Annotated in this window: 24 protein-coding genes; 14 read left to right on the forward strand and 10 right to left on the reverse strand. The window is 46.1% G+C overall.

The window, feature by feature from the left end; all coding sequences use genetic code 11:
• The first annotated feature begins 131 nt into the window (after positions 1-131).
• Positions 132-917: a hypothetical protein gene (locus JSY36_RS09755; RefSeq protein ID WP_205166238.1), complete on the forward strand. Its 786-nt coding sequence runs from the start codon at positions 132-134 to the stop codon at positions 915-917.
• A 94-nt stretch (positions 918-1,011) separates the two neighbouring features.
• On the opposite strand, the gene JSY36_RS09760 is transcribed toward JSY36_RS09755, so the two are convergent.
• Positions 1,012-2,073 carry an acyltransferase family protein gene (locus JSY36_RS09760; RefSeq protein ID WP_205166239.1) on the reverse strand — a complete coding sequence of 354 codons (1,062 nt, stop codon included), beginning with the start codon at positions 2,071-2,073 and terminating at the stop codon, positions 1,012-1,014.
• Positions 2,074-2,677: 604 nt separating this feature from the next.
• Between JSY36_RS09760 and JSY36_RS09765 the strand changes: the two genes are divergently transcribed.
• Entirely contained in the window at positions 2,678-3,343 is a 666-nt protein-coding gene (locus tag JSY36_RS09765) for a LysE family translocator (protein WP_236784707.1), read from the forward strand.
• A gap of 48 nt (positions 3,344-3,391) precedes the next feature.
• Here the strand turns inward: JSY36_RS09765 and JSY36_RS09770 are convergent, their stop codons facing one another.
• Positions 3,392-4,387 (reverse strand): zinc-binding dehydrogenase, encoded by a 996-nt coding sequence (locus JSY36_RS09770; RefSeq protein ID WP_205166240.1) that lies wholly within the window; start codon positions 4,385-4,387, stop codon positions 3,392-3,394.
• Between the two features lie 208 nt (positions 4,388-4,595).
• Between JSY36_RS09770 and JSY36_RS09775 the strand changes: the two genes are divergently transcribed.
• From JSY36_RS09775 to JSY36_RS09785, 3 genes are all read left to right on the forward strand, one after another.
• A complete protein-coding gene (locus tag JSY36_RS09775; protein ID WP_205166241.1) occupies positions 4,596-6,122 on the forward strand; it encodes a spore germination protein in 1,527 nt (508 codons plus the stop codon).
• Positions 6,119-7,324: a Ger(x)C family spore germination protein gene (locus tag JSY36_RS09780; protein ID WP_205166242.1), complete on the forward strand. Its 1,206-nt coding sequence runs from the start codon at positions 6,119-6,121 to the stop codon at positions 7,322-7,324. The genes JSY36_RS09775 and JSY36_RS09780 overlap by 4 nt, the downstream gene beginning before the upstream one ends.
• Positions 7,325-7,489: 165 nt before the next feature.
• Positions 7,490-8,620 (forward strand): GerAB/ArcD/ProY family transporter, encoded by a 1,131-nt coding sequence (locus JSY36_RS09785; protein ID WP_205166243.1) that lies wholly within the window; start codon positions 7,490-7,492, stop codon positions 8,618-8,620.
• A gap of 24 nt (positions 8,621-8,644) precedes the next feature.
• Here the strand turns inward: JSY36_RS09785 and JSY36_RS09790 are convergent, their stop codons facing one another.
• Entirely contained in the window at positions 8,645-9,184 is a 540-nt protein-coding gene (locus JSY36_RS09790) for an NADPH-dependent FMN reductase (RefSeq protein WP_205166244.1), read from the reverse strand.
• A 203-nt stretch (positions 9,185-9,387) separates the two neighbouring features.
• Between JSY36_RS09790 and JSY36_RS09795 the strand changes: the two genes are divergently transcribed.
• The gene (locus JSY36_RS09795) at positions 9,388-10,773 is read left to right on the forward strand and encodes an MFS transporter (protein ID WP_205166245.1); all 1,386 of its coding nucleotides are present in this window, start codon (positions 9,388-9,390) and stop codon (positions 10,771-10,773) included.
• Between the two features lie 892 nt (positions 10,774-11,665).
• Here the strand turns inward: JSY36_RS09795 and JSY36_RS09800 are convergent.
• Positions 11,666-11,893, reverse strand: a complete 228-nt coding sequence (locus JSY36_RS09800; protein ID WP_205166246.1) for a hypothetical protein — start codon at positions 11,891-11,893, stop codon at positions 11,666-11,668.
• Between the two features lie 123 nt (positions 11,894-12,016).
• Between JSY36_RS09800 and JSY36_RS09805 the strand changes: the two genes are divergently transcribed.
• Entirely contained in the window at positions 12,017-14,344 is a 2,328-nt protein-coding gene (locus JSY36_RS09805; protein WP_205166247.1) for a UvrD-helicase domain-containing protein, read from the forward strand.
• 348 nt (positions 14,345-14,692) lie between these two features.
• Here the strand turns inward: JSY36_RS09805 and JSY36_RS09810 are convergent, their stop codons facing one another.
• The 4 genes from JSY36_RS09810 to JSY36_RS09825 all read right to left on the reverse strand — a co-directional run bounded on the left by JSY36_RS09810 (position 14,693) and on the right by JSY36_RS09825 (position 16,845).
• Positions 14,693-14,992 carry a hypothetical protein gene (locus JSY36_RS09810; RefSeq protein ID WP_205166248.1) on the reverse strand — a complete coding sequence of 100 codons (300 nt, stop codon included), beginning with the start codon at positions 14,990-14,992 and terminating at the stop codon, positions 14,693-14,695.
• Positions 14,952-15,131, reverse strand: coding sequence for a hypothetical protein (locus tag JSY36_RS09815; RefSeq protein ID WP_205166249.1), 180 nt, complete (start codon positions 15,129-15,131; stop codon positions 14,952-14,954). Before JSY36_RS09815 ends, JSY36_RS09810 begins: the two co-directional genes overlap by 41 nt.
• Positions 15,132-15,210: 79 nt before the next feature.
• Complete coding sequence (locus tag JSY36_RS09820) at positions 15,211-15,375, reverse strand: hypothetical protein (RefSeq protein ID WP_205166250.1); 165 nt, start codon at positions 15,373-15,375, stop codon at positions 15,211-15,213.
• A gap of 90 nt (positions 15,376-15,465) precedes the next feature.
• Positions 15,466-16,845, reverse strand: coding sequence for a coiled-coil domain-containing protein (locus JSY36_RS09825; RefSeq protein WP_205166251.1), 1,380 nt, complete (start codon positions 16,843-16,845; stop codon positions 15,466-15,468).
• Between the two features lie 184 nt (positions 16,846-17,029).
• Here JSY36_RS09825 and JSY36_RS09830 point away from each other — a divergent pair, with 184 nt between their 5' ends.
• The 3 genes from JSY36_RS09830 to JSY36_RS09840 all read left to right on the forward strand — a co-directional run bounded on the left by JSY36_RS09830 (position 17,030) and on the right by JSY36_RS09840 (position 19,484).
• Positions 17,030-17,710, forward strand: a complete 681-nt coding sequence (locus JSY36_RS09830; protein WP_205166252.1) for a BMQ_0737 family morphogenetic spore coat protein — start codon at positions 17,030-17,032, stop codon at positions 17,708-17,710.
• Positions 17,711-17,824: 114 nt separating this feature from the next.
• Positions 17,825-18,484, forward strand: coding sequence for a hypothetical protein (locus tag JSY36_RS09835; protein WP_205166253.1), 660 nt, complete (start codon positions 17,825-17,827; stop codon positions 18,482-18,484).
• A 13-nt stretch (positions 18,485-18,497) separates the two neighbouring features.
• A complete protein-coding gene (locus JSY36_RS09840) occupies positions 18,498-19,484 on the forward strand; it encodes a CgeB family protein (RefSeq protein WP_205166254.1) in 987 nt (328 codons plus the stop codon).
• On the opposite strand, the gene JSY36_RS09845 is transcribed toward JSY36_RS09840, so the two are convergent.
• Positions 19,462-19,806, reverse strand: a complete 345-nt coding sequence (locus JSY36_RS09845) for a DUF1360 domain-containing protein (RefSeq protein ID WP_205166255.1) — start codon at positions 19,804-19,806, stop codon at positions 19,462-19,464. The two genes, JSY36_RS09840 and JSY36_RS09845, sit on opposite strands and share 23 nt — an antisense overlap.
• A 179-nt stretch (positions 19,807-19,985) precedes the next feature.
• On the opposite strand from JSY36_RS09845, the gene JSY36_RS09850 reads away from it, so the two are divergent.
• The 4 genes from JSY36_RS09850 to JSY36_RS09865 all read left to right on the forward strand — a co-directional run bounded on the left by JSY36_RS09850 (position 19,986) and on the right by JSY36_RS09865 (position 25,328).
• Positions 19,986-20,342 (forward strand): hypothetical protein, encoded by a 357-nt coding sequence (locus JSY36_RS09850; RefSeq protein WP_205166256.1) that lies wholly within the window; start codon positions 19,986-19,988, stop codon positions 20,340-20,342.
• A gap of 321 nt (positions 20,343-20,663) precedes the next feature.
• A complete protein-coding gene (locus tag JSY36_RS09855) occupies positions 20,664-21,761 on the forward strand; it encodes a CotS family spore coat protein (protein ID WP_205166257.1) in 1,098 nt (365 codons plus the stop codon).
• On the forward strand, positions 21,758-23,140 hold the full coding sequence (locus JSY36_RS09860; RefSeq protein WP_205166258.1) for a glycosyltransferase family 4 protein: 1,383 nt from the start codon (positions 21,758-21,760) through the stop codon (positions 23,138-23,140). Before JSY36_RS09855 ends, JSY36_RS09860 begins: the two co-directional genes overlap by 4 nt.
• A gap of 487 nt (positions 23,141-23,627) precedes the next feature.
• Positions 23,628-25,328, forward strand: a complete 1,701-nt coding sequence (locus JSY36_RS09865; protein ID WP_205166259.1) for a hypothetical protein — start codon at positions 23,628-23,630, stop codon at positions 25,326-25,328.
• 275 nt (positions 25,329-25,603) lie between these two features.
• On the opposite strand, the gene JSY36_RS09870 is transcribed toward JSY36_RS09865, so the two are convergent.
• A complete protein-coding gene (locus tag JSY36_RS09870; protein ID WP_205166260.1) occupies positions 25,604-26,653 on the reverse strand; it encodes a M42 family metallopeptidase in 1,050 nt (349 codons plus the stop codon).
• Positions 26,654-26,725: the final 72 nt, after the last annotated feature.

A 26,725-nucleotide genomic window follows, 5' to 3' on the forward strand; every position in this document is an offset into this window, starting at 1 on the left:
ACACTTCGCCAGCCCCTTTTTCCACTTAGTACTTCAGACCCCAACCACAGCGCTCCCGAAAAAAAAGTTAAATGAGCCACCCCATTTTTCGCTTTCCCCGTTTACTTAATAGGTGAAGGGAGAGGTGGCTCATGGCAAAAGCGATGGTCAATGATCATGTGGACAGTTTTAAGAGATATTCTCAGTTTGACAGTGTGAAGGAGTTTAACGCGCATTTGAACAGTTGGCTCAGCGATCCGGCAGTAAAGCTTGGTAAAAAGGAAGTGATCGGGTTAAAAGCGCTGAGCAGATATGCCGTAAAGGTGATTGGTGTTGCAAATGCGAATGTGGCGACGGTGTTAAAGACCGCTCAGGGACAGCTCTCACGGGCCACATACAAACGGATGATCCAAAAAGCAAAGGCGGCCGGGATGGTTACTGTATATGGAACGGTAAGAAAGTCGGGAGCACAGTCGAGTAATCTGGTTGTGTTTAACCCTTATCCGGTACAGAATGAGCCGGGCCCCCCGGTGAAAATGAACCCCCATAAACAAAGTTCTTTTAAACCAAAAGATCCAAAAAAGATCGTTAAAAATAACGTAAGGCACGATAAAATGAGCCCGGCCGTTCCCGAACGGTTCTCAAAAGTGGTGTCCAGCTTTTATCCGGAACAGGGGGCTGTTAAGGAATTTTGGTCCATGACCACACGGGCGGCATGGCGGTATTGCTTTGAGCATTGTGACTGGCTCACCGATGAAGCCGTTCTTGCGTTCAAGGAGATGATCTCAAGGCTTAAGCAAAAGAAAGTAAACAACCCCGTTGCGTATTATTTCGGCATACTGATTAAAATGCTCGAGCAAAAATACTACGAAGACCTTAACAGACTCGCAGACAACATAACTGAACCACCGAAGGGCCACTGGCTTCACGCAAATTAAAAGAGGCTGACCCCCAAGGTCAGTTTTTACCTTTTGGGTCAGCCTCGAAGCAGAGAGCGGAGCCATTGCCAATCTACTCTTAAGAAAGACTCTCTTATCTGGCAGTCTTCACGGTCTGCCTGTTCGGAGACGGCAGCTTTTTTCCGATCAGCAGTTTTCCCGGTGCCCAGAGATGAATCAATTTCGCAACTGCAATCGAACCGATCAAGGCGGCAACGAAAATAAACAACGTATATATAATGGGGCTTACCCCCGCAATCGCCGGGATCGGGTAAATCACAAGAGTGTGAAGCAGGTAAATGTTAAACGAGTACTTACTCACAAACATAACCGGCCACGGAACCTTTTTCGCCCGGGCTGCGATAAACAGAATAAGGGCCACCACAGCGATTGTATATACGATATTATCCAGCCGCTTGGATGAAACCACATCAATAAAATCCGTTCTGACGTTCACAATAATCCACCCAAGAGCAATCACCGGCACCGCTGTAACCGTGCGCCTGTGACTGATAATCCAGGTTTTCACACGGTCAAAATGACGCCCTGCATAATATCCGAGGGTGAAATAAAAGATCCATCCAAAAAACGGAATCCAGTGCCCCCTGAGCCAGATATACTCGGCCACCTGGTTTGAAGGCGGTTCATTAAAATTGAAGAAGCCGATATAAGCCGCCTGAACCGCGAATGCGACAAGCAGTACAGGCGCTGCCGGCAAGCGTTGAAGCTTTTTATTCAGCAAAACATGAAGGATGTAAAACTGAAAGATAATTAACACAAAGTAACCTGTATATCCCCCGGCAAACAAATTCAAAGCTCCGTTTTGAAAGAACGCTCCTGGCGTGTCTGACTGAAGCAAGGCAAAAATTAATCCCATAACTGCAAAGGGGACAAGCAGAAACCGGATCCGTTTTTTAAAGAAGCCCGGAGGCACTCCATCTGGATAGGCTCTTGCCAGAAGAAGCTCTGATATAAACACAAATGCCGGCGTACCAAAAAAGGCCGCAAACCGGATAAAAATAAGAAAATATTCCTCAAACTGGGACAGGGCCCCTTCATAATTTGCCAGTGTTGTGTTCACTGCGTGAACAAGGACTACGGCTAAACAGGCAAGCGCTCTGATCCAGTAGACTTCATAGATGATTTTTTTACTCATGCTGAAACGCTCCTTCTGCCAAAGCTTGACCAGACTCTGTCTATATCCTTCGTTTATTCCATGATTTTTTGAACGTGGAAAAGATTACATTCCCTCTACAGATCCGGAAACTCACAAGCCTCTTCGGGTCCTGGCGCTTATCTCATTCTCTTTCATCGGTACACTGAAAAAGAATCCGGCAGGGTCCCTAAAACCCTTCCTTGTAAAGCAGGCCTGATGCTTTTCTATCAGGTTCTGTTAAAGATTATTTTTGATTTATAACACTATTGATTGCACCGAATACGCTGAATAAGCGTTCACATCTCAGCTTCGACACAAAAAGCTGCAAAGCATACCTCGCTGAGGAAAAAGCAGCGATGCTTCATATGAAAGCAGGCTCACCTCGCTCCCCATGGAATGAGCGTAAACCAACAACTGTACTTACAAAGCCTTCTATTAACCGATTTCCCTCTTTTCCCTTTACGGTAACCGGTTTTTCCGCGATGCTTTTTTAAGCGGTTCACCGCCTCCTGAGCTCGTTTGTATTAATCGTCCTTCTCTGGTCTAAATCCAGAGGATGGGTCATCTATATGGTAAAGACAAGCTCGTTTTTCCGGGAGGTAGGATGATGATAATTATGCTCGTCAAGCAGATGGTTCTCGGATTATCGATCGCAGCGCCGATCGGCCCGATCAATATTGAAATTATCCGGCGTGGTATTTTTCAGGGCTTCTGGCCCTCGCTGCTCGTAGGCGCAGGGGGAATGAGTGCCGACCTTGTGCTGATGTTTTTTATGTACAAAGGTCTATCCGGTATCCTGACTTTAGAAGCTGTGCAGTTCCTTCTTCTTGTCCTTGGCGCTTTTATCCTGACTTACACCGGTTTTTCGGGGCTGCGGCAGCCTGCTTCTTTATCTGAACCCGTTATGGATATGCGTGAAGATTCGCCGGTTTCCTATGAAAAAAAATCTCTCCTCCACGCTTATGTAACCGGGGCATCCATTGCTGCTTTCAATCCTCTGAATCTATTGTTCTGGCTCGGTATCTACGGATCTGTTCTGAGTGACACATTTGCGGACGAAAATAAACTCCGGGCATTCATTGTAAGCAGTGCTGTCTTTTTAGGCATCGGGCTCTGGAACCTGAATCTCGCATTTACGGTCCAGTTCGGTAAAAAACTTCTGACACCGAGGATGCTTCAGGGGATCTGCACCGCGGCCAGCATTGTTCTTATCGGCTTCGGGGGTTACTTCGCGTGGAAAGCGGTTCTGAAAGTGATTGTATTTATGTAAAACAGAAGCCGGGCGGCGGGGCATCCCTCCTCCTGGCTTCCTTGTTGTCTAGCTGATCTTAAATGCTATTTTTCCGAGCTGTTTTGCTTCTTCCAGCCTTTTAAACGCTTCTTCGTAGTCATCAAGATCATAAACCCGGTCCATCACAGGACGAATTTGGTGGGTCTGGATAAAGTCCAGCATCTGAATATACTCTTCATGGCTCCCCATCGTAGAGCCAAGCAGGTTGTACTGACCGTAGAAAAACTTCCTGAGATCCATTTCCACTTTATCACCTGTAGAAGAGCCGAATGTCACGATCGTCCCGCCTTTTCGAAGCGTATCAAGGGACTTGTTAAAGGTAGCAGCACCCACGCACTCAATAACAAGATCCATCTCGCAGCCCCCGAGTCCCTTTTTCCAGTCTTCTGAGGAGTCCAAGGCCTTCTCAGCTCCGAGTTCAAGGGCTGTCTGGCGTTTTTCTTCTGAACGGCTGGATACATATACCTTCGCACCGGCGGCTTGGGCAAAAAGAAGCAGGAATGTTGCCACACCACTGCCGATACCCGGAATAAACACGTTCATTCCGGCCTTCAGATTACCTCTTGTAAACAGTGCCCGGTAAGCGGTAAGTGCTGCGAGGGAAAAGACGCCTGCCTCTTCCCAGGATAGGTAATCCGGTTTTTTTACAACAGCCGAAGCTGGTACTGTTACATATTCAGCGAACGTTCCGTTGTTCGGAAAGCCCAGTACTTCAAACCCCGAGGGTGGAGCATCACTGTTCTTTTCCCAGTACAGCCCTGGATTGACCATAACTTCGTCTCCTTGTGAAACGGCCGAAACATTATCACCGGTTGTGTCTACGATCCCTGCCCCGTCAGACCCGATTACAAAAGGGGGATCTTCAGGATCGTGCCGGTCCAATACGAACAGATCCCGGTGATTGAGACCTGCTGTCTTCAGTCTGATCCGGACCTCGCCTTTTTTCGGTTCTGTCTGGGGCATGTCCTGAATCTGTGTGAGGCCTGCAAAGCCTTTTTTATCCTTATGAACAACTGCTTTCATTGTTATCATCCTCCTCGATTTTTTTGTGTTCCTCACAGTATAGTAAATTTCCTTCTTTGTTTCACGCAAAGCAGATTCCCCGTCTATTTCACGGACTTCGTTGCCACTGCCTTTTCCTCTGCACCGCCTTCCCTCTTCTTTCCTCATTCATGTATATTCCCCTATGGTTAACAGAAACTACCTGTAACAAAAGCAGGAGGTGAGGAGTTTGGACAAGCGCAACCATGATATTGAAGAAACGTTACGCCCATATGAGGTGCCATTGTCAATTGACTTAACAAAAAATATCGACCAGCTCCTTACCTTTCTTGGACACAGCGAAGATATTGACGTTGCCAGATTTAATCACCTGCCCGTACCTTTTGCCGTCATTCATTTTGAAGCGATGAACAATGAAGATATGATAACGGATGCCATTAACAGTCCTCTGATGAAATCACAGGATAGGAAAGCCGATTTATTTACAAGCGATCCGTCTCTTCTTTTCTCCAAGATTCAGGGAACAAAGTCTGCCCCTCTCCACACTTTTAAGGACCTTATTGAAGAACTTCTTCACGGAAACGTTATTGTCCTGGTGGAAGGCTGCACGATTGGCTATGGTGTGCATGGATTTTTAGTGGAAACCCGAAATGTAGACGAGCCGCAGAACCAGACCGTGATCAGAGGCCCAAAGGAAGGGTTTGTAGAGAATATTAATGTAAATTCTTCCCTTATTCGCAGAAAAATCAGGAATCCCCAGCTTCGCTTTAAAACCATGACGGTCGGCAGAAGCACCCAGACAGAAATACGTCTGTGCTACCTGGAAGACGAGGTAGACAAAGACGTTTTAAATGAAGTGATCCGGCGAATCGAAAACATCCGTACAGAAGAAGTTTATGAAAGCGGCATGCTTGAAGAACTGATCGATGACTACGGAAAAAAACACCGCTGGTACAGCCCGTTCCCTGTTGCACAGACGGCAGAGCGCCCCGACACGGTCTCTTCTGAGATCCAGGAAGGAAAAGTAGCTGTGATTGTAGACGGCACACCATTTGTCATTGTGTACCCGATGACGTTTCTTTCCTATTTTCAGGCAGCGGAAGATTACTACCAGCGCTTTGATTTTGCCTCCTTTATCCGGTTTATCCGTCTCGGGGCATTTGGGATCAGCTTGTATCTTCCTTCCCTTTATATAGCCATTACTACGTATCATCCGGAGCTTGTTGCTACAGATCTTCTTATCAACCTGGCCGCGCAGCGGGAGGGCATTCCTTTTCCCGCTTTTATTGAAACCCTGTTAATGGAAGTCATCTTTGAAATCCTCCGGGAAGGCGGCGTCCGGATGCCGAGGACGATCGGTCCTGCAATTTCGATTGTAGGGGCGATTGTTCTAGGGGATTCCGCTGTGCGTGCCGGTCTCGTGAGTCCAGCTATCGTCATTGTCGTGTCACTCACAGCAATATCCAGCTTCGTGGCACCTGCCTACAATTTTTCCATTTCAGCCCGGATTCTCCGGTTTGTCATGATGATATTTGCTGCGACTACCGGCCTTTACGGTGTGATGTTTTTCAGTACGATCCTGCTCATTCATCTGTGCTCGCTGGATTCCATGGGAAAACCTTATTTTTCACCTCTTGCCCCGATTAATTTTAAACATCATAAAGACGGCTTTTTCCGCTTTCCACTCTGGGTGAAAAACGTCCCGTTTCTCCGCCCCTGGATTCAGCATAAGGCGAAAAAGGAGAATACCGGATGATAAAGTTTGCAAAATGGATAATTACATTAGCCATAACCGTTTCTATTTGTACCGGATGCGGAGACAAAATGGAGCTTGATCAGCTCGCTGTCGTTGTTGCAATAGGCATTGACCAGGTGGAAGACTCGGAGGATTTTGAAGTCTCTTTTCAAATCATTAACCCCCACGGTGCCTCTGCCCGGGTGGCTACAGAAGGCGGGGGAAGTGAAGACGCTTCTGTCTTTACGTTTACGACACGGGGAAAAACCCTGGTGGAAGCGGTTGACCTCGCTAAAAACATTGCACCGAGACGGCTGTTTTTTTCACATATGTACTACATAATTATCGGTGAGAATTTTGCAAGAGAGACCGGAATTAATCGGGTTTTCGACTTTGTGGAACGGGACCAGCAAATGCGGATGCAGTTTCTCGCATTTATCGCCAAAGACACAACTGCAAAAGACATGTTGTCTGTTTTCACACCTCTTGATGAAAACCCTGCAAAATCGGTAAGGGACAGAGTGATGGTTGCCTCCGGTTCCCTTGGTATTTCAGGGCATCTTACGTTAGCCGACGCTATACGTGCTTATGTAAAGGAAGACCATCACCCGACCCTGCTGGGACTTAGAAATATTTCCAGTGAGAACAGTGACAATACAGAGGTTTTAAGTAACATTGACGAACATTCCTTCTCCCTTGACGGGCTGGCTGTTTTTAAAGATGACAAGCTGGTGGACTGGATGAATACCCAGGAGTCTCAGGGATGGGTGTTTTTAAACAACCTTGTAAAGGACCGCACTATTTTTGACACGAAGTGTGAAGGAGGATATATAGGTGTTCGTGTTCACTCTTTGAATGAGACTGTTAAAGCTGCTGTAAAAAACGGCAAACCCCACTTTACAATCAGCCTGACCGGGAAGGGCTACATGCTGGAAACATCCTGTGATCTGGATATTGGCGACCCTGAGGACTTCAAAAAGATTAAAGAGGCAGTTAATGATGAACTGAGAAATGAAATACAAATGGCCATTGATAAATCAAGGGAACTCGGGTTTGATGTGGTTGGTTTTTCTGAATGGTTTCACAACCAGCAGCCAAAGAAATGGAAGGAATGGGAAGGTGACTGGTTTCACCACTTACAGGAAGGAGAAATCGTTCTTAACGTTGACATTGACCTGACTAATACAGGAATGAGGTTTAATTCTGTAAATGAAGCCAAATAAGCGTAAGCAAAAAAAACCTTCACAAGTGACGCTGATATTCACATGGGCCTTCACTGCTCTGTACACAATCTCTTATTTAAATAAAAAAGACTGGCTCCCGTTTACTGCCTGGATCCGCCGTCTTTATGAGCCGTTGTACCACTACTTCTTTGGAGGATAACATCCATGAAGCATACTATTAACCGCTGGCAGTTTGCTCTGTTAGTCGCCAATTTTATTGTAGGAAGTTCTCTTTTGATGGCCCCTTCGGCAGCCGCTATGTTCGCCGAACAGGATGCATGGATAAGTATGGGAGGAGCAGGCCTCATCGGAATCGGGATAAACACGGTACTCTTCCTCCTTTTAAAAAAATACAATTATACGTCTATTTTCCACATTATTGAGCTCGTTTCCGGCAAATGGATCGGAACTATTGTTAACCTGGTCCTTATCTTTGCAGGGGCGCACTTAGCCGCTCTTGTCATGCGGAATTTCTCGAATTTCGTAAACATTGTCGCATTGCCTGAAACATCCATCCACGTTGTCATTTTCATGGCGCTCATACTCGTCGTGTATTCCGTAAGCAAAGGCGTGCAGAATATCGGCAGGGTAAACGAGGTCGTACTTCCCGTTATGATCTTTGTGGTCCTGGGCACTCTTCTTGTTGTTCTGAACAAATTCCATTGGGATTTTCTCCTACCAGTACTGGATAAAGGCTGGCTTCCGGTAATGGAAGGCATCCATCCCCTTGTAGGCTTTCCATTTGTGGAGATGATGTTATTTTCAGCCCTTGCCACATATGTGTCAGATAAAAAACATTTAATTACGTATACACTCGTAGCGATTGGATTCTCTGGTAGTGTTTTAATGCTTGCCATCGTTGTTACATTAGGGGTTGAAGGTCCGTTCCTTGCCGGACGGGAAACGTACGCTACCTATTCAATGGCACGCAGTATCGAAATCGGCGAACTGTTCCAAAGAGTTGAAGCAGCCATCGGGATTGTATGGCTTCTTTCATTAATTGTAAAAATAACTGTATGTTTTCTTGCTGTCATTCTCGGTCTTCAGCATATCAGCCGAAAGAAAACATACACGCCTTTTATTCTGCCGATTGCCATTCTCATTTGGGCTATGAGTGAGCACCTTCATCCGGATATTGTAGACTTTACTGATTTCGTTTTGAAAAACTGGACGTTCTACTGGCTGACTGTCTATGGGATTGTCATTGCCGTTCTTGTGAGCGGAATTGTGATGAAAAAGCATCGCTTTACAAAGGAAAACACGACACACTTACAGGGAGGGGCGGAAGGGAAATGAGGTTGACCGCCCCCAGCCTTCCCCTTAGAAACATGCAGTCCATTCAGCAAAGGATTCGATACAGTCTTTAAGAATCTCAATCGTTTTTTCATCTGTCACATTATTATCCCCGAGTCGCTTATAAGCCGATCCGATAAACACTTCAGGCTGGCTCATCACATACGAACCGCACGCAGCGAGGGTCTGCTTGACCTGGACCTGAGCCAGTGCGGTTCCTTGGGCACCTGGTGAAGCACCGATTACTGCAGCCGTTTTTTTATCCAGTACATTCTCATGCGTCATACTACCAGCCCAGTCCAGGGCGTTTTTTAATACTCCGGGCATACCCCGGCTGTATTCAGGGGTAACGATAAAGACACCGTCCGCTTGTTTGATCCGGTCTTTAAACTTTTTCACGATCTCCGGATCTCCCCCTTCTTCCAGGTCCCCGTTAAAAAGAGGCAGATCTCCGATACCTACAATCTCCAGATCTAATTTGTTCCCGCTCAGCCCCTTCACTTCATTCAATACGACTTTATTCAATGACTCTTTCCTCAGGCTTCCGGCAATTCCGATTATTTTCATTGACTTGACCTCCATTCATTTGTTTCTATTCCCCCAAGATACCGCTCTTTAACCCCAGGCAATTCCATTGACGATGTGACGGGATTTCGATTAAAATGAAGGAAGTAATATTTCCAGACGCGAAATAAGTAATCCGACACGGCGCCCATTTTGGTTGCGCCTTTTCTCATGTTTTAAAATGTCTATTAGAAAGTAGGATCCTCATGCAGCACCAACCAAGCCAAGACGAACCGAACGTGGACCCGCAACTCACATCAAGACTCATTTTGTTATTATGCATTGTCCTTATTTTTACCGTTATGAACGGCACGATGTTTAATGTAGCCATTCCTGATATAGCCGAGCATTTCAATCTCCTCCCGTCCCAGGTGAGCTGGGTGATGACCGGATATATTCTCGTCTTTTCCATCGGTTCCCTTATGTATGGAAAGCTGGCTGATATTTATCCGATTAAAAACATCCTCACCTTCGGACTGATCATGTTTGCTGCAGGTGCAACATTGGGGCTTGTGGCACCAAATTACCCTACACTCCTCATGGCACGGATTATTCAGGCGATGGGCGGCGCAACGATTCCTGCTCTCGCATTTATTATTCCTGCACGGTTTATTCCCGGCGAACGGGGACGTGTGTTCGGGATCATTTCTTCCACGGTAGCCTTCGCTTCCGGAGTAGGTCCGATTGCCGGCGGAGTGATCGGCGGCGTTCTGAGCTGGCGCTTCCTGTTTATTTTTTCTATGCTGGCGGTTTTGGCTATTCCGTTTTTACGCCGCTGGATTCCTGACGAAGAGAAACGTCCCGGTGTCGTTGATGTGCCTGGAGCTGTGTTTATCGCCTCAACAGTCGCCGGGCTCCTCGTGTTTATTACAACCGGAATGTGGTGGGCAACGATCCTTTTTGCCGTCGGACTCGTATTGTTTATCTGGCGTACGCTGACGGCAAAACACCCGTTCATCAAGCCCTCATTATTAAAAAACAAGCGGTACGCCGTCACTGTGGCCACGAGTTTTATGGGCACCAGTGTACTGTTCGGGATGATTTTCATTATCCCCATCATGCTCAGAGATTTAAATGAACTGAACACACTGGCGATCGGACTCGTTCTTTTCCCCGGCGCGATGGCAGCGGGACTCATTGGTCAGGCAGGAGGCCGGCTTGTTGACCGGAAAGGAAGTGTTCCGGTCGTCAAGCTCGCCCTTATCCTTGTGGCAGCAGGGACGCTGTGTATTTCCACCTTTGCAGGGTATAATCCGGTCGTCATTGCCGCTTGTCTGTTAATTACGTATTTAGGTTTTCCATTGATTCAAAGTTCAACAGCCAACCTCCTGGCCACGATTGTTTCAAAAAAGGAAACGGGTGTCGGTATCGGGCTGTTTAACCTGTTGAACTTCATGAGTGCCGCCATCGGCAGTGCCGTCTACGGCCGTATCCTGGATATGGAGTCGGCTGCCGTTCTGTTCAACCCTCTTGCAAGGCAGGGGGACAATGTGATCTATACAAACCTGTTTTTAAGTCTCTCCGTTATTGCTCTTCTCGCCCTCACTCTGTTTACACGAAAATTTAAAGAAGAACCACTTCCAAGGGATTAGAAGGTGCTCTGCGATTGCTCATAGTTCATGATGAGCGGGACATAAAATAAAGTGTTAAGCTGAGCATTCTGAGCATTCCAACCATGCACGAACATGCGGATGAAATATAAACAGACTCTTGCGGCATGAAAAGCAATGGTGACCCCACCGTGCGCAGGAAGCTACTTAAAAAGCCAAAGCCTGATAACGTCACCACTTTAGTGCCTGATTGCAACAAAAAATGGACTTTGCTTTTATGATGTACTAAAGATTATTGTTGTTAAAAAAGTGTTGATTGGAGCGAATGCGCGACACTCCTGCGGGAAAAGCGAGTTCCGGGGAGACCCCGGAAGCGCAAAGCGCTGAGGAGGCTCCCTTTCCGCCGGCGGAAAGGGAGCGCAATGAGTAGAAATCAACACCTAATTTTATTGAGCATATTTTAAAAGAATAAACTTTCTCAGTGGTCTTTCATAGCACGCGGAGGCCGCGGAAAACGAATATATTTCAGATGCGATTTATTTGCAACGCATATTGTTTGTTCTGATTTTCGTTGACTAAAACACTTATGTCCCAGTCTCTTCTTTTATTTGCGCAAAATGTCAGAAAAAGAGGAAAAGTATTCGCGATTCTCTCTTTCCAAATGAATGAAAGCGTTTTAAAATGGAGGGGATTAGGTTACACACTCAAAACAGGTCAATAATCATCACACACACCCTGCAGCAAACCCAGTATGCACCTTTATTTTTGCCTGTTTTTAAGGGAGGGCTTGAGTACTATGAAAAAAACACTCGCCGTGCTCGGCGTCATCTTCTTATTTGCCATTGTTGGACACTTTTTCGCATAGGAAAGCTACAGCCATTGATTGCAGACAAAAAAGAGCCATGCCCGGATTATAAATCGGACAAGGCTCTTTTTATATTGATGTATCAAACCGTTTTCCTTTACCTGTAAGCTCACGTTCGCAGGCAATTACCTGCTTTCGTCTTTCCATGTTCGTCACCTGTCGTTCAAAATATTTCCGGTGGCGGATGCTGTCCACCCTTTCGGCTTTCTGCACGGTGTAAATCAAAGGTGTACTCGGCAATTGCCGATTCGCATAAAGAAAACTCTGTTCGTCACGTACTGGAGGAACATATCCCATAACGAATCACCTCATTCTCTATTTACCCCTTATCTCTTTGCCCAAAACACCTAGTGAAACACCCTCAATTCTCTGGTAAGATGAATAGGCTATGTCATTTTCTAATAGAAAGTTCGGGGTGCAATGATGCAACGCGCACTACATAATCAGACAACCTATGAGCTTACCTCTCTTGAGCGGGGCGGGCTCCATACCTTATATCAAAAAAGTAAAAAGAGCGAACTCACATGTCCTTACTGCGGGGAAACGGTCACCCTGTCACTCGGCATTCACAAAGCTCCTTCATTTTCCCACCGCAAACCGTCACAGTTGTGCCAGGAGCAGGATGAAAAAGCAGGAACGAAAACCGTTGAGGCTAAGGTTAAGCAAGAAGAACCTGTGGCCGCTTCAGTCGGATCCTTTTCCCTTCCTGTAAAAAAATCGATCTCATCATCAACAGCGGCGGTGCCGGCAAACAAACCGGGCTGTTTTAAAAACCCTCTTCTCTATTCCAACGACGATCGCGTGAAGGAAGACAGTACTCTTTCTTATTCAGAAGACCCTGTCCTGAGGGCGATCGAAGAAAACGGGACCCCTTTGAACACAAAACAACAGCAGGCGGTCACATCGGTGGAAGGGCCCCTTCTTCTGTTAGCCGGAGCCGGGAGCGGCAAAACCCGCGTTCTCACTTCCCGTGCAGCCTATTTCATTAAAGCTGGTCATGTACTGCCTGAAAACATGATGCTGGTGACCTTTACCCAAAAGGCCGCCGCCGAAATGAAAGAACGTCTTGCCACTCAGTACGGCCTTGAGCGCGGTATCGTAAGGCGTCTTGTGTGCGGCACGTTTCACAGCCTTTTTTACAAAATGCTCATGCATCACGCTCCTGACCGCTGGCGTCCGGAGCAATTGCTAAAAGCCCAGTGGCAAAAAGAAAAACTCGTCCACCAGGCACTTCGGGAACTGTCCATCGATGAGCGTGAATTCGCCATCGACCAGGCAATGACCTCCATGAGCGCGTGGAAAAATGAAGGACTCACACCGGATGCAGTGAAGCATGCAGACCATTTTGAAAAGCAGGTAAAAGACATTTTTACCATTTACGAGCGGGAAAAAGAAGCGAAGAATCTTTTCGACTTTGACGACATGCTTCTCGGCTGTTATCACATGCTCAAGGAAAACCCGGAGCTTCTAACCAGATACCAGAACCGCTTTACACACTTTATGATCGATGAGTTTCAGGATATCAACCGGATTCAGTACGATATAATGAAACTTCTTGCGGCCCCGCAGAACAATTTGTGCGTGGTCGGTGATGACGATCAGTCCATCTACCGCTTCCGGGGCAGTGACCCGGGTTACATTCTTAATTTCAAGCAGGCCTTTCGGGATGTGAAGGTTCTTCATCTTGAGAATAACTACCGCTCAGAGCAGAACATTGTTGATCTGGCCAATGAACTGATCCGCAGAAATGCCAGCCGGTATGAGAAAAAGATGGCACCGGTTAAACAAAACGTAAACGAACCTGTGTTGTTTTTTCCTTTCGATGAAGAAGAGGAAGCGATCTATATTATTGAGCGTATCAAAACCCAGCTGAAAAACACGTCGAAACCTGAAGACATCGCCATTTTATATCGCACACATGTCCAGGCACGGGCGATTTTCGAGCAGCTTTTGGAGAGCGGCCTTCCCTTTTCCATGGAGCACGGGGGCGATTCCTTCTATGACCGCCAGGTGGTCCGAAAAGCTCTGTCCTTTTTGAGACTTGCTTTGAACGGCGATGACGTAGACGCCATTCAGGACTGGATCCGGGTGATGTTCTTCAAACAGTCGATCATTCAGGACCTGAAGCGTCATACAATTTTTCACGACGAAACGATGCTCGAGGCGACCCGCCGGATGGAAGACACAATGCCTGCCTTTCAGCGTAAAAAACTCGGTGAATGTCTGAAACATTTTCCTAAGCTGAAGAATATGAAGCCGAAAGAAGCCCTTCTGCACGCCTTCTCAAACATGGGCCTTGAAGATTACATCAAGAAAAACGGCAAGGAAGGCAATAAAATGGAGCGGGGTTCCGATGATTTTCACGAACTCGTGGCAATTGCCTCAAACTACAGTTCCATTGAAGATTTTCTCGCCTACGTAGATCATATTCGCGCCAAAGTGAAAGTCCATAAAAATGAACAACCTGCGTCTGCAGTTCAGCTCATGACCATTCACCGGGCAAAGGGGCTGGAATTTCCAACCGTTTACGTCCTCGGCTGTAATGAAGGCTCCCTCCCCCACGAGTATGCACTGGACAAAGCCCGTGAAGGTGACGACTCCTTTTTGGAAGAAGAGCGGCGCCTCATGTATGTAGCTGTGACCCGGGCGGAAGAAGAACTGTACCTTTCTGCAACGGATATGCGCCGGGGTAAAAAATCATACCGATCCCGCTTTCTCCGGGATGCAAACTTTAAACGGAAAAAATAAGGGGCGAGGCTGGGACAGAAGTGTTTTAGTCAACTGGAATACGAACGAGTAAAATGCGCTGCAAATAAACCGCTGCAGAAATATACTCTGCTATGTCAGTGCAGTGTTCGGATTCTCAGCAAAACACTTTCTTTATGTCCCAGCCTCTTTCTGAGTCCTCTGAGTGATCTGTATGTATTTTTTGCGTGGGATGTTCACTTTCTGTATCTTCTATTTATAGTTGATGAACCTTTCTTCGGGGATTGTCCTTCCCGAGTGGACTTTTCGGGCGATTTTTCTCGCTTACAGGCCATTTTTCAGCTTGGTGTTTTAAAACCGGCTTAACTACTCTTCATGGCTCTTATCCACCTATATGTTCATCACTTTGATGAGGTTGTCCATCGACTTTGCCCATTTATCATCTTCGATCAGATTCATAGTATGCCAGGCTGCTCGGGGTGAGTTGTTCATCACCTTTGGCGATTTGTTCATCGACTTCGGAAGTTTATACATCACCTTAGAGAACATGTTCAGTTTTACCGGCAGGAATGGCGCGAATTCACGGAGCGAGCGCTCAATTGGACGCCCCTCCATTACTAAAACAAAAAAACATGCCCGCGCATGTTTTTTAAATCCACCAAAACGGAGGATGGTCTTCTTTTGAATCATCCGGATCTTTCTTCTTTTCACCCTGATTTTCGTTATTGCCGAGCATAAACTGATTCCAGTAACTCCAGAGCGTCTTCTCTTCTTCTTTTACCTTTTCCTCTTTTTGTTCTGGAATCGGATTTATCTTTTTCTTACTCAAAGTTAAGGCCCTCCATTCCCTTCTTACTGATACCATCATATGCCGGTATCTTCATTTGGGTCCGGGCATGAGTGAAAAATTAGGATGAACCAGCTTTTTTACCAGCGCAGCCGCAGCCTCGCTTCTTTACTTTTTGTACAGCAGAAAGAACTCTTCCTTTATATACATATTCACTGTTTTGTACCGTTGCTGTCTTTCGGCTGGCAGCTCTTACTTTTTTACCGGATCGGCTTTTTTTACTCACTGTGGTGGTGCCCCTTTCCTGTTAACATAGCGTTCTTTTATACACTATGAAACAAGGCACCGGTTTGTCTGCACACAAGCGGAAAACAGGCTATTCTTTTTTCTCTTTTGTTTCATTTAACTCACCTTGCTTTTCTGGCCGTTGTGCTGCAACTTCATTTTTCTTGCTTTCGGATTTCCTCCTGTCTTCTGTAATCACACCAGCTCTTTTTTCTGCTTCGGTCTGTATACTTTTGTTCCCTCGTGATTTATACCAGTCCCGCTCATCCGGCTTTATACGGCGTTTTTCACGTACAGGCAGTGTTGCCTGCCGGGAAGCAGTCTGTAAGTTTCGAATAAAGGGAAACACACCATCTTCATCCTGAAAAGGCTCGTATTTAGATGACTGTGAAGGCGCCTTACTGACGGGAAGGAATGGAGTGCTGAGTCCTTTTGTCGACTTTAGTTCGACCTTCAAGAGAGCAATTTCATTTTCGAGTTCTTTTGTGTTCACTTGACGGATAAGAAAATCGGCCTTCTCTTGATCCCAAGCTTTTTCAGCTTCGGAATACGACTGCTTCACTTTTTCTTTTTCTGCCTCAGCAGCCTTTAGCTGGCTGCCCACCATTTCATACTGTTTCTGCAGGCTTTCCTTCTCTTTACTCCAGGCTTTTTCAGCTTCCGAATACGACTGCTTCACTTTTTCTTTTTCTGCCTCAGCAGCCTTTAGCTGGCTGCCCGCCATTTCATACTGTTTCTGCAGGCTTTCCTTCTCTTTATTCCATGCTTTTTCAGCTTTGGAATACGACTGCTTCACTTTTTCTGCCTCAGCAGCCTTTAGCTGGCCGCTCAGCATTTTATATTGTTTCTGCAAACTTTCTATCTCATTGCCCCACGACTTTTCAGCTTCAGAGTGCTCCTCCTTTATGGTGTCTTTAACAGACCGGGCCTCATTCAAATCAATATTCAGCCTTTTCTTTTCTTTCTCGGTGTCCTTTAGCTGGATACACATCATTTCATAATGTTTTTGCATTCTCCCTTTCTCTTCCGCCCACGTTTTTTCCGCTTCGGAGTACTCTTGTTTATGTTTCTCATTTTCAGACTGAGCTTCACTTAATTCGCAGGTCAAAAACTTACACTTTTCCTCTATGACCGACCTTTCTTTTTCCCATGTTTTTTTCGCTTCGTCATAGGTAGTGCATGCAAGGTGGTACTTGGTATGGTAAAGTTCTGTCCGGGCCTGGGCATCTTTCATTTTTTCCATCGCAACAATAAGTTCTGATTCTTTTTCTTCATATTTAGTCAGAAATTCTTCAAACTTTAATCGGAGTGATTCGTTTTCTTTCCGCATCTGTTCAATTTCATTGATTGTATAATTCCGCTTATAGCTTTCGATTCTTCTATGACAGTCCCTGACTTCGGATTGCAGCTGAATAATGCGCTGTTTCAATTGAACCGACGACAGTTTTTCCAGTGATATGACCTTTTTCATTTAACTCTCCCCTTTAATAAAAAAATCATCCACTACATTCATATGTACGGGGAAAGGAATCTTTCTTAAAAAACGCCCAACAACTGTTTTTCATTCTGGGATTATGCACAATTTTTCGCCCACCTCATACTATGAAGTAGTCCCCGATAAAGGAACTACCATGAATGAAAGGATGATAAAAGGCATGTCAAATTTGGAACGCCTATGTATCGAAGTAGATAAACTTTATGACTGGGTTACTCGAAGCACAACAAAATCCCTAACATTTTCAGGTGAGGCAGGTTTAGCAGATCTGGACTTCGATTGTGACGGTGAAGAAGGCGCCGATCCATGTGAATTTCTTCCTGAAGATGGCGACTACCTGGTAACAGTCGTAGAAAACGATGATTTGAGCTGTGCTCAAGTAGGGCCAAGAAGAGATGTCTTCTTCCCTGAATTAGGTATCGAATTACAGGAAGTAAAGATCAGAAAACAAGGATCCTTCTTTGTTGAACTGCGTCTTGAAGAAGACGGTCCTGTAATCTGTACTTCAGGAGACATCGAATTCTGTCTGTTTGAGACTTTCTATCTCTGTGCACCGGAAGAAACCGACGTTGTATGTGAGGTTTACGACTTTTTCGGTGACGGTGTCATCTGCTGTACAAACGGACAGTTCAGTTCACTTGAATTAAGCCTGCTTATCTGTCAGCAAGTGAAGGTAGTAGGAAGTGTTATTATCGAAATTGAAGGCAGACCATGCAGACCAAGAAGACACATTATGCCTCAGCCGGTTGACATTGAATGCCCGGCAATTGTTTTCCCTAGACAGTGTCCGGAAGTCTTCCCTGGTCCGCACAACCACGATGACAGCACCCATACTATTTAACCTATAATCAATAAAGATCAGATTGGTGACACCCATCAATCTGATTTTTTTATTCTGACGTGAAAAAGACGTGCATACATATTTTATATCAAAGGCTTAATCGGGGTGATTGAAATGAAATCAAAACAAACGTTCCATCCGAAAAAGCAAGATGATTCAAAACTTCAGCTCGAGCAGAAGATTCTTCACTACCGCTCTGAAGTCGCTAAATATAAAAAACAGGCAGAAGAATTACGGTCTCTCTTAAAGGCAGCCAGGCAAAAGGGACATACAGGACAGAAAGAAGGATCCTATTCCCCTCCTGTTTCATTAGCAGCTAAGGCTTATTTCAGTTATTCGACTTTTTTTCCCAAACAGGGGGAAGAGCAGGATAATCAGATCCATGCCATCGGTCATTTCACATTTGAAAACACGGGGAATCAGATTCTTCACGACCCTGTCTTCTGCTTCCGGACCAAACCGGCGAACAGTGTGAATATCGGCGGCAAAATCCGGATGACCCAGGCACTGGACCATACATGGATGACGCCGAAAGAAGAATGGGTGTACGTCCAGAATGACTGGAAGGAATGGGTGAAAACAAAAGGAGAACACTGGCTTAAACCGGTTCACATCGATACCGTTAAGCCTGGAGAAAAAGCGATTTTTTCAAATTTTGATATGGCAATAAGTCCCGGCAATAAAGACGATCACATTTTAATTGAAGGATTCTGTTATGCAAGAGAACTGCAAAAAGGAATTGCAAGTGTCAACACAATCAGCTTATACCTCTAGGGGGGTTCGTTCCATGAAGATCGCTTTGGTAAAAAGTAACCCTCTCCCTTACGAGCATGAAAGTGCTGTGAAACAATTTGCCGGGCATGGGGTCTTTGTTGTTTCCATTTCACATGAACAGCCTGAAGACGTTTATATTGCCTGGCTTAAAAAGGAGCGTCCCGACTTTGCTTTTTGTTTCTTTCAAAAAGGAGAGTGGGACCGCTTTTTTTCTGCCTGCAAAAAGACAGGTATACCCCTTGCCGGCTGGCTTATCCGTGATCCCTATGAGCTGGATTACACAAAGCGGATGGTCCATCACTTTGATGTGGCTTTTTCACCCGACAAAAATACTGCAGCGGTGTACAGAAAGCTAGGACATCAGCATCTTTTTGACCTGCCTCACTGTCTCGTGCCGGAGAGGTATTTTCCGGACAAAACGAGTAAACAGATTTATCAGAGTGATCTTTGCATAACAGGCGATGCCGATCACAAAAAGGCAGACTATATAAACTACCTTCACCGTCAGACCGACTGGACGCTCCGGGTTGTGGGCAGAGGCTGGAGTAATGCCATCAGGGAGTTTAAGCCTTCTCCACGCCTGCTCGCTATAAATTACTGGGTGCCCCCTCAAATCGCGAGGCTTTTTTACTCAAACACAAAAATCGTTCTGACCATTCCGGATGAACTTAAGGCTTCAGATAATGCAACCGGTTTTCCTGCAGCGAGCCCCTCCCCCGACTTTTTTGCCGCCGCCGGCTGTAAGGCATTTCAGCTTGTGGAAAAAAGAAAAGGAATCGCAGGGATGTTTCATTCTCCGAAAACCATTGTGCAGATGAACTCAAAAGAAGAATGTCTCGCCTTTGCCGGCCACTATCTTGAGAATGAAAAAGCACGGGTTTTAATGGCAGAAGCAGCACGAAACGAAATAATGAAAAATCATACCTTCACTCACCGGATCTCCATGATCGTCAGCTGTTTGATGGAATACGCCACTGCTATTCATCAAGAAAATATCTGACTGTTACGGCTTCAATCAGGGCTGCCACTCCGGCCACAGCCAGTAGGATGATCACGAAACTGAATATAGCGGGAAGGTACCAGTAACCTGCAAGAAGAACAGCCGATGACCATACCGATGTGCACCAATGACATGTAATCAGCTCACCTATGAACCTGTTTACCCGTCCGGATTTCGGCACATAGTACTCTTCCCCGTCTTCTTCTGTCACATCTAAAAACAACAAACGAAACCTGAGCATAATCCGGTCATAGACAACCAGATGCGTTAACCTGAATGCCGCCAGAGACAGTAAAACAAGTCCAAGCAACGTAACTTCCATATGATCACCTTCTTCTCTGTCTTACCATACTTTATGAATCAGGCTTTCATCATGTACTGGTTCCCTGTCCCGTTTTTTAACGATCAGTGGGAAAATACGTTCATTTCTTAATAAAAGTAGCGCAACGATTTCCTCACTTGCATACGTTAAGATGACTAACGAATGCGGAGGGAATAAGTGTGAGTAAACAGGTAAAAAAGATTGTCATTGAAATTGAACTTTCATCAGGGGATGAAGTGATCCTCAGTCAGCGCAGCGGAGAAACCGGGGTAAACGTAGAAGGGGAAGGCATTTCCGCTTCCATTTTTCATGATCTGAATGTATCCGACGATTTATCTTCCGATGAAATCGCATCCCGGCTTAATGACAAACTACATGTTGAAGAGGTCGAGTCTGTGGAAGTCACATTCTCATACGACGATGATTCCGAACTGGTGTATGAATATGAAAAAGATGATGAGTCAGGTCTTCTGCAGCTTGATGAAGAAGATGATGATGATGACAGCGATGAAGATAATGAGGATGATGACGAGTAACCTTCGAGGTTTTGACATACTTGTTTTAGTTAACGAGAGCCCGAACCAATAACATGCGTTGCATATAAATTGCTCCTGAAATATACTTCGCTTTAAGCGGGAAGCTGGTGAGCCTCCTCGGGCTGCGCCCTGTGGGGTCTCACCTTTTCTTTTCATCCAGCAGGAGTCTGCGTTCCATCAATAACAAAAATTCAAGACAAAATCTTTTCAACAGCCTGAGCCCGCCTTTATCATAAAGGCATGTTTTTCTGTGCACCAATCTAAACAATTTACAGGCGGATGAATATAGTAGAGGGAGACATTTATCCAGGAGGAGATATTATGACCGATCAACTCATCACTCCCTGGGATCTTGATGGAACACTGCCGGAGTTTTTTGTACCGGAATACATTGAGAATATGGCGCAGGACGTCATTGCCCAATACGATATGACTGTATCATCCATGGAAGTGATCACGACAAAGGCCGATAAAGGAGGACTCATCTGGAAGATTGAAACGAATCACGGACCGCGGAGTTTAAAAATTCTTCACCGCCGCCCTACCAGGAGTCTGTTCAGTATTTATGCACAGGAATATCTCGTTCATGAGAAAAAGGCACGGATACCGGCAATCATTCACAGTAAGGAAGGACTGCCTTATGTGATCGCGGGAGGAAAAATATGGTTCGTTGCAGATTGGATTGAACCACTCGTCCCAGTCAGCAAAGATCTTGCAGGTGCCGAAGCACTCTGTCACGCGATTGGAGAATTTCACACCCTGTCCAAAGGTTATACCCCTCCCACCGGTGCTGAAAATGCAAGCCGGCTATACCGCTGGCCAAAGACGTACGAAAAAGTTGTGAAAAAGATGAGCTGGTTCAGAAACATCGCCAATGCGTATCATGAGATGCCGGCAGCCTCAACTATTCTGTCTGTACTCGATGAGTTTGAACGCCAGGCTGTCATTGCCCGTGACCAGCTGCTTCAATCCAACTACACCACTCTTGCCGCCCGGGGAAATAAAGACTGGGGCCTTGTTCACCAGGATTACGGTTGGTCAAACGGGCAGTCCGGACCCGATGGTATGTGGATCATTGACTTGGACGGTGTAGCATACGATATTGGAATCCGTGACCTCCGCAAGCTCATTACAGGAACGATGGACGACATCGGAAACTGGGACGTAACCTGGATGAGAGGGATGATTGAAGCCTATCACCAGTCACACCCGATCGATCCTGATCTTTATGACCTCCTTCTGATTGATATGAGCCTGCCAAACGAGTTCTATAAAAACGTAAAAGAAATGGTTTATGAGCCGGAATTGTTTATGGACGGTAACCTGGACGCCTTATGTCAGCGAATCGCCACAACTGACCAGTCCAAATGGCCTGCCATTGAAGAGCTCCGAAAGCTGAAAGGGGATATCCTGAAATGAAAATAGCGATTATCTGTACTGAAAAGCTCCCGGTTCCCCCTATTCGCGGCGGCGCTATACAGACCTACATTGCAGGTGCCCTGCCATCATTAAAAAGGCACCATGACATTACTGTTTACGGACGGTCGGACGAAGCCCTTGCCGACCGGGAAACCGCTGAAGGTGTAAAATACATCCGTGTTCCCGGCGGACTTCTTGAAACGTACCGGGACGGTATTGCCGCGGTGTTAAAAGAAGAAACGTATGACGTGATTCATATCTTTAACCGTCCACGCCTCGTTGAAGCTGTGAGAAACGCAGCACCAAAATCGCGCCTTATCCTGAGCATGCACAATGACATGTTTAAAAGAGAGAAAATTTCTCCTGAGGAAGGGGCGGCGGCTGTCGCTCAAGTGGATAAAATTATTACAATCAGTGACTATATCGGCCAGTCGATTGTAAAAGACTACCCTGAAGCGGCTCCGAAGCTTAAGACCATCTATTCCGGTGTCGACTTAAATCAGTTTGTCCCTGCCTCCACTTCAAAAGGAAAACAGCTTCGTGATGCCGTCCGTTCGGAGCACAACCTCGGTTCAAAAAAGGTCATCATGTTTGCCGGACGGCTTTCAGCCAACAAAGGAGCCGATGTTCTTCTTGAGGCCATTCCAATTCTGGCAAAAAAACATTCAGACATTGCCCTTGTCCTGGTCGGGAGCAAATGGTTCAGTGACAACAATGTTACAGACTACGTCGCATACGTACGGGCGCTGGCCCAGCGGATGCCGGTTCCTGTTATTACAACCGGATTCGTGGATCCCAATGAAATCCAGCGCTGGTTCGCCGCTGCCGACGTTTTCGTTTGTCCTTCACAGTGGCAGGAGCCCCTTGCCCGTGTTCACTATGAAGCGATGGCGGCCGGTCTTCCGATTGTTACGACGGCCCGGGGCGGTAACCCTGAGGTCATTGACCCCGGTGTAAACGGATTTGTAATTGAAAACCCTGAGAACCCTCAGGAGTTTGCTGATAAACTGTCACAAATACTCGGAGATCCCGGGAATGCACAGAAGATGGGGGCAAACGGCCGTAAGCTGGCCGAGGAGCGTTTCCAATGGATACGGGTCGTAAGCGATATTCTTACAGTGTGGAAAGAAATGGCACATAATATAGAAACCGGGCAGCCCCTCGGACTTGGTGAAGGTACTGTACTTGTTGAATCTGCAGAGGTTGAACCGGTCGAACTTGGTGAAGTTGTCGAGATTGATGAAGTTTCTGAATTTGTTGAAGTTGTTGAAGTTGTTGAAGAACCTGAACACATTTACAAATATACAAACAATCCGCCCGCATCTCCAAAGCTGTTTATGGCAAACCAGACAAAGCAACGGAAGCGCCGGGTAAGTTAATCGTATTTTGATAAGTTATTTATTGGCAATGACTTCCTTCATTGCTTCAGAGAGCGGTTCATAGGGTAAAATGCACCTTATGTGCCGCTTTTTTTGTTTCAGATCCTTCTCTTTCCAGTGGTGCAGGACATCACTGGTATACCTTCTCTTTACAAACGCTGTTTTGTAAAGAAACTAGCTATTTAACGGTTATGATCAGCGTTTCTACAGTTAGCAGCACGTATTTAACGTTTAGCCACTTCTTTCAGCTCTCTTCTACCGCCGGGTACGACTCTCATAGGTGCTGCACCTTTTTTTACACTTTATTCCATCATTTCTACATATCGTTCACGCTTTTTTACAGTTACAGCCCCCTTTTCTACAGTTAGTCACCACCATTCTACGTTTAGTATCCCCCCTGATTCCTCCCAAAACGAAACCTTATTCCCCGATCTTCGTATATACTGGAGAAGCTATTTTACTAAAATTTTGGGGGAGTTCATACAAGATGTTTATTTACAGCTTACTTACCGCACTTCTTTTTCTTAATCCCATTCCGGGTTTATGGATAACATCGTTTAAAACAAAGAAAGGTTCACGTTTTTTTCTTTATGAAAATGTTTCACGCTACATAATCGGGGTAATCGTAAGCTTTTTTATTTTTTACGTTGGCCTTATAGATGTGACGTGGCACGGAATCCTCAGCAGTTTTGCCATTATTATTATTCTGAATCTCTTGTCCTCAGCTTCCCTGTCCTATTACTATGAGAAAAAATCAACGTTGTCCAACCGCGGTGCATTTATTCTCGGATGCCTTCTTGCTGCCGGGATGGCTTACATGTGGATTGTGTATCCCGCACAGACTGCACAGGACCGGCACATCCTTCCAGAGGCCACTGTAGAAATGGACGTCATGGAAAGCGCCAGTGAAGAGAACATCCGTGTTGTTCCTTATGGAAATGCCCGTTACCGCTCGGAAATCGTGTTTGGTGAATTGGACAATTCCGCCCGCTATCACCTCGGGGAATCGAGCATTCAAAAAATTGATGACGAACTCTACTGGGTCAGTCCAATTGAATTTGACGGCTTGTTCCGCTGGTTTACTACTGATTACGTCCCTGGTTACATTAAAGTGTCAGCGGAAAATCCGAACGACCAGGCCGAGCTTGTTGACACGTATGAAATGGCCTATGTACCCAGCGCCTACTTCGGTGAAAATGCTAAGCGAATGGTCCGAAGTGAGTATGAAGACATCATCATCGTAAGTGAATCGTTTGAGCCCGATGAAAACGGTCATCCGTACTATGTCTTTTCCTATGGCTATTATGAGTTTTTCAGACACGGCAATAAAGCGGATGGCGTTGTCGTTCTTGATGCTGTATCCGGAGAAATGGAAAGGTACGACCTTGATGATATGCCGGAGTTTATCGACCAGGGGATATCTGAAATGACGGCCCTTAACTATGCTACCTGGTTTGGTCAGTACGGCGGAGGATTTATTAATCGTTTCATCGGAAGGGACGGCGTTCACGAGCCCCGCCGAAATGAAATGATCGGGGTATTTAATGCTGATAAAGATATGTACTGGTTTGTCGATCACGAAAGGCCCCGGGGCTCAGGAAACACGATGGTCGGTTTCTCTATGATCAATGCCAGAACCGGTGAAATGACCTATTACGGAGGTCAGGAAGCACGGGGGATCTTAAACGGTAACGCAGCCCGCGACCGTGTGGACCGTGCATTTGAACGTGAGCAGTGGATCGGAACCCAGCCGGTTCTTTACTCTGTTTACGGACAGTACACATGGGTTGTTCCGGTAGTTGACCGAAACAACGGCTTCCAGAAGATCGCCCTCGTCCACGCTGATTCCGGACGTGTGGTCTATGCCGATTCCCGCCGGGAAGTGTTTAACGAATACCAGAACTTCCTTGCTACAGGTCTTGATGAGGACATTGACATTCCCACTGATATGGCCAATGAGGTGGAAGAAAACCTTACCGTCGAGCGTGTAACCCAGTCCACAGATGAGGACGGAACGATTGTGATGATTTTGTTTGAAGGAAAAGAACAGGTGTTTACTGTCCCTGTAAACCGTTCGCAGCTGGCTTTGTTTATTGAGCCGGGGGATGAACTGCTTGTTCAGTATATTGATACTGAAGAAGATACCATAGCAATCCAGAATTACAGAAACGAGTCGCTGGACCGTTAAAAAAACGAAACCGCTCGGAAGGTTATATTCCGGGCGGTTTTTTATCGCTGTTTCTTAAATTGTTAAAATCGAGTGAGTATTTGAGAACAATGGAAGGCTACCGCAAAAGCCTCACTGTTTGACAGAAAAGCTAACAAACTGCGGGAACAGCATCGACTGAAGACCCCGCAGGGCGCTCTTTCAGGAGGCTGAAGTGATGCCAGCGGAATGCGCCCGCCTGCAGCGGAATGTATCGTTGAATTACTAAGATCATACAACTAGATCGGAAGATCCCTTTATAATACTAATTCCGACTGCAAATAGTGATAGAGCAATTTTGTAGTTTCTTCAATGGACGTGATATGCGTTCGTTCGTAAGCGTGGGACGAATCGATTCCCGGTCCTACAAGACCATGGACGATGTCGTGTCCCGCACGGATCGCAGCAGAGGCGTCGGATCCGTAATACGGATAAATATCGAGCTTGTAGCCGATCCCGTTCTTTTCTGCCAGCTCAGTGAGGTTTTTACGAAGGCCGAGGTGATATGGACCGCTTGCATCTTTTACACATATAGAAGCGGTGTATTCATCGGTCTGCTGGCCGTCCCCCATTGCCCCCATGTCCACAGCAAGGTATTCAACTGTTTCAGGTGTAATATTGGAGTTTCCGCCGTACCCGATTTCTTCGTTGTTTGAAATAAGAAAGTGAGTCGTATACGGAAGCTCAATCTTCTCTTCTTTCACCTGCTTGATAAGCTGCAGAAGAATGCCAACGCTTGCTTTATCATCAAGATGACGTGACTTAATAAAACCGTTCGGCAGCACCTCGACCCTTGGATTGAGACTCACAAAGTCCCCTACTTGAATACCGAGCGCTCTGACGTCTTTTTCCGTCCGGACTTTTTCATCAACCCGGAGCTCCATATTATCCTGGTTTCTCTCGGCTTTTCCTGCATCTTTATAGACATGAACAGAAGTCTGGTGCATCAGGATCGTACCTGTAAACGTGCGGCCTCCCGCTGTTTCAATTTCACAGTACTCTCCTTCGATGGCATTGTATTTATATCCGCCGATCAAATCCAGCTTCAGGCGGCCGCTCGGTTTGATCTCCTTTACCATTGCCCCGAGAGTATCCACATGAGCTGTTAGCATACGGTGCCTGTCCTCATCTTTGCCGGGCAGTGTGGCGATAAGTCCTCCCTTACGATTCCGGGTCGTCTCAACTTCCATCCCCGTCAAAAACTCTTCCACATATGTAATCACCTTATCCGTATTCCCCGATGGACTGGGAATCATTACAAGCTTCTTAATGAGCTCAACCGTCTCTTTTGAATCTGGATAACTCATACGCCTCTCTCCTTTTTTGTTTGTTTTGGGGTCTGGCCCTGTGTGAATTTTTCCACACAGGGCCAGACCCCC

Origin of the sequence: Alteribacter salitolerans (genome assembly GCF_016901055.1) — a bacterium.
Taxonomy (GTDB): Bacteria; Bacillota; Bacilli; order Bacillales; family Salisediminibacteriaceae; genus Alteribacter; species Alteribacter keqinensis.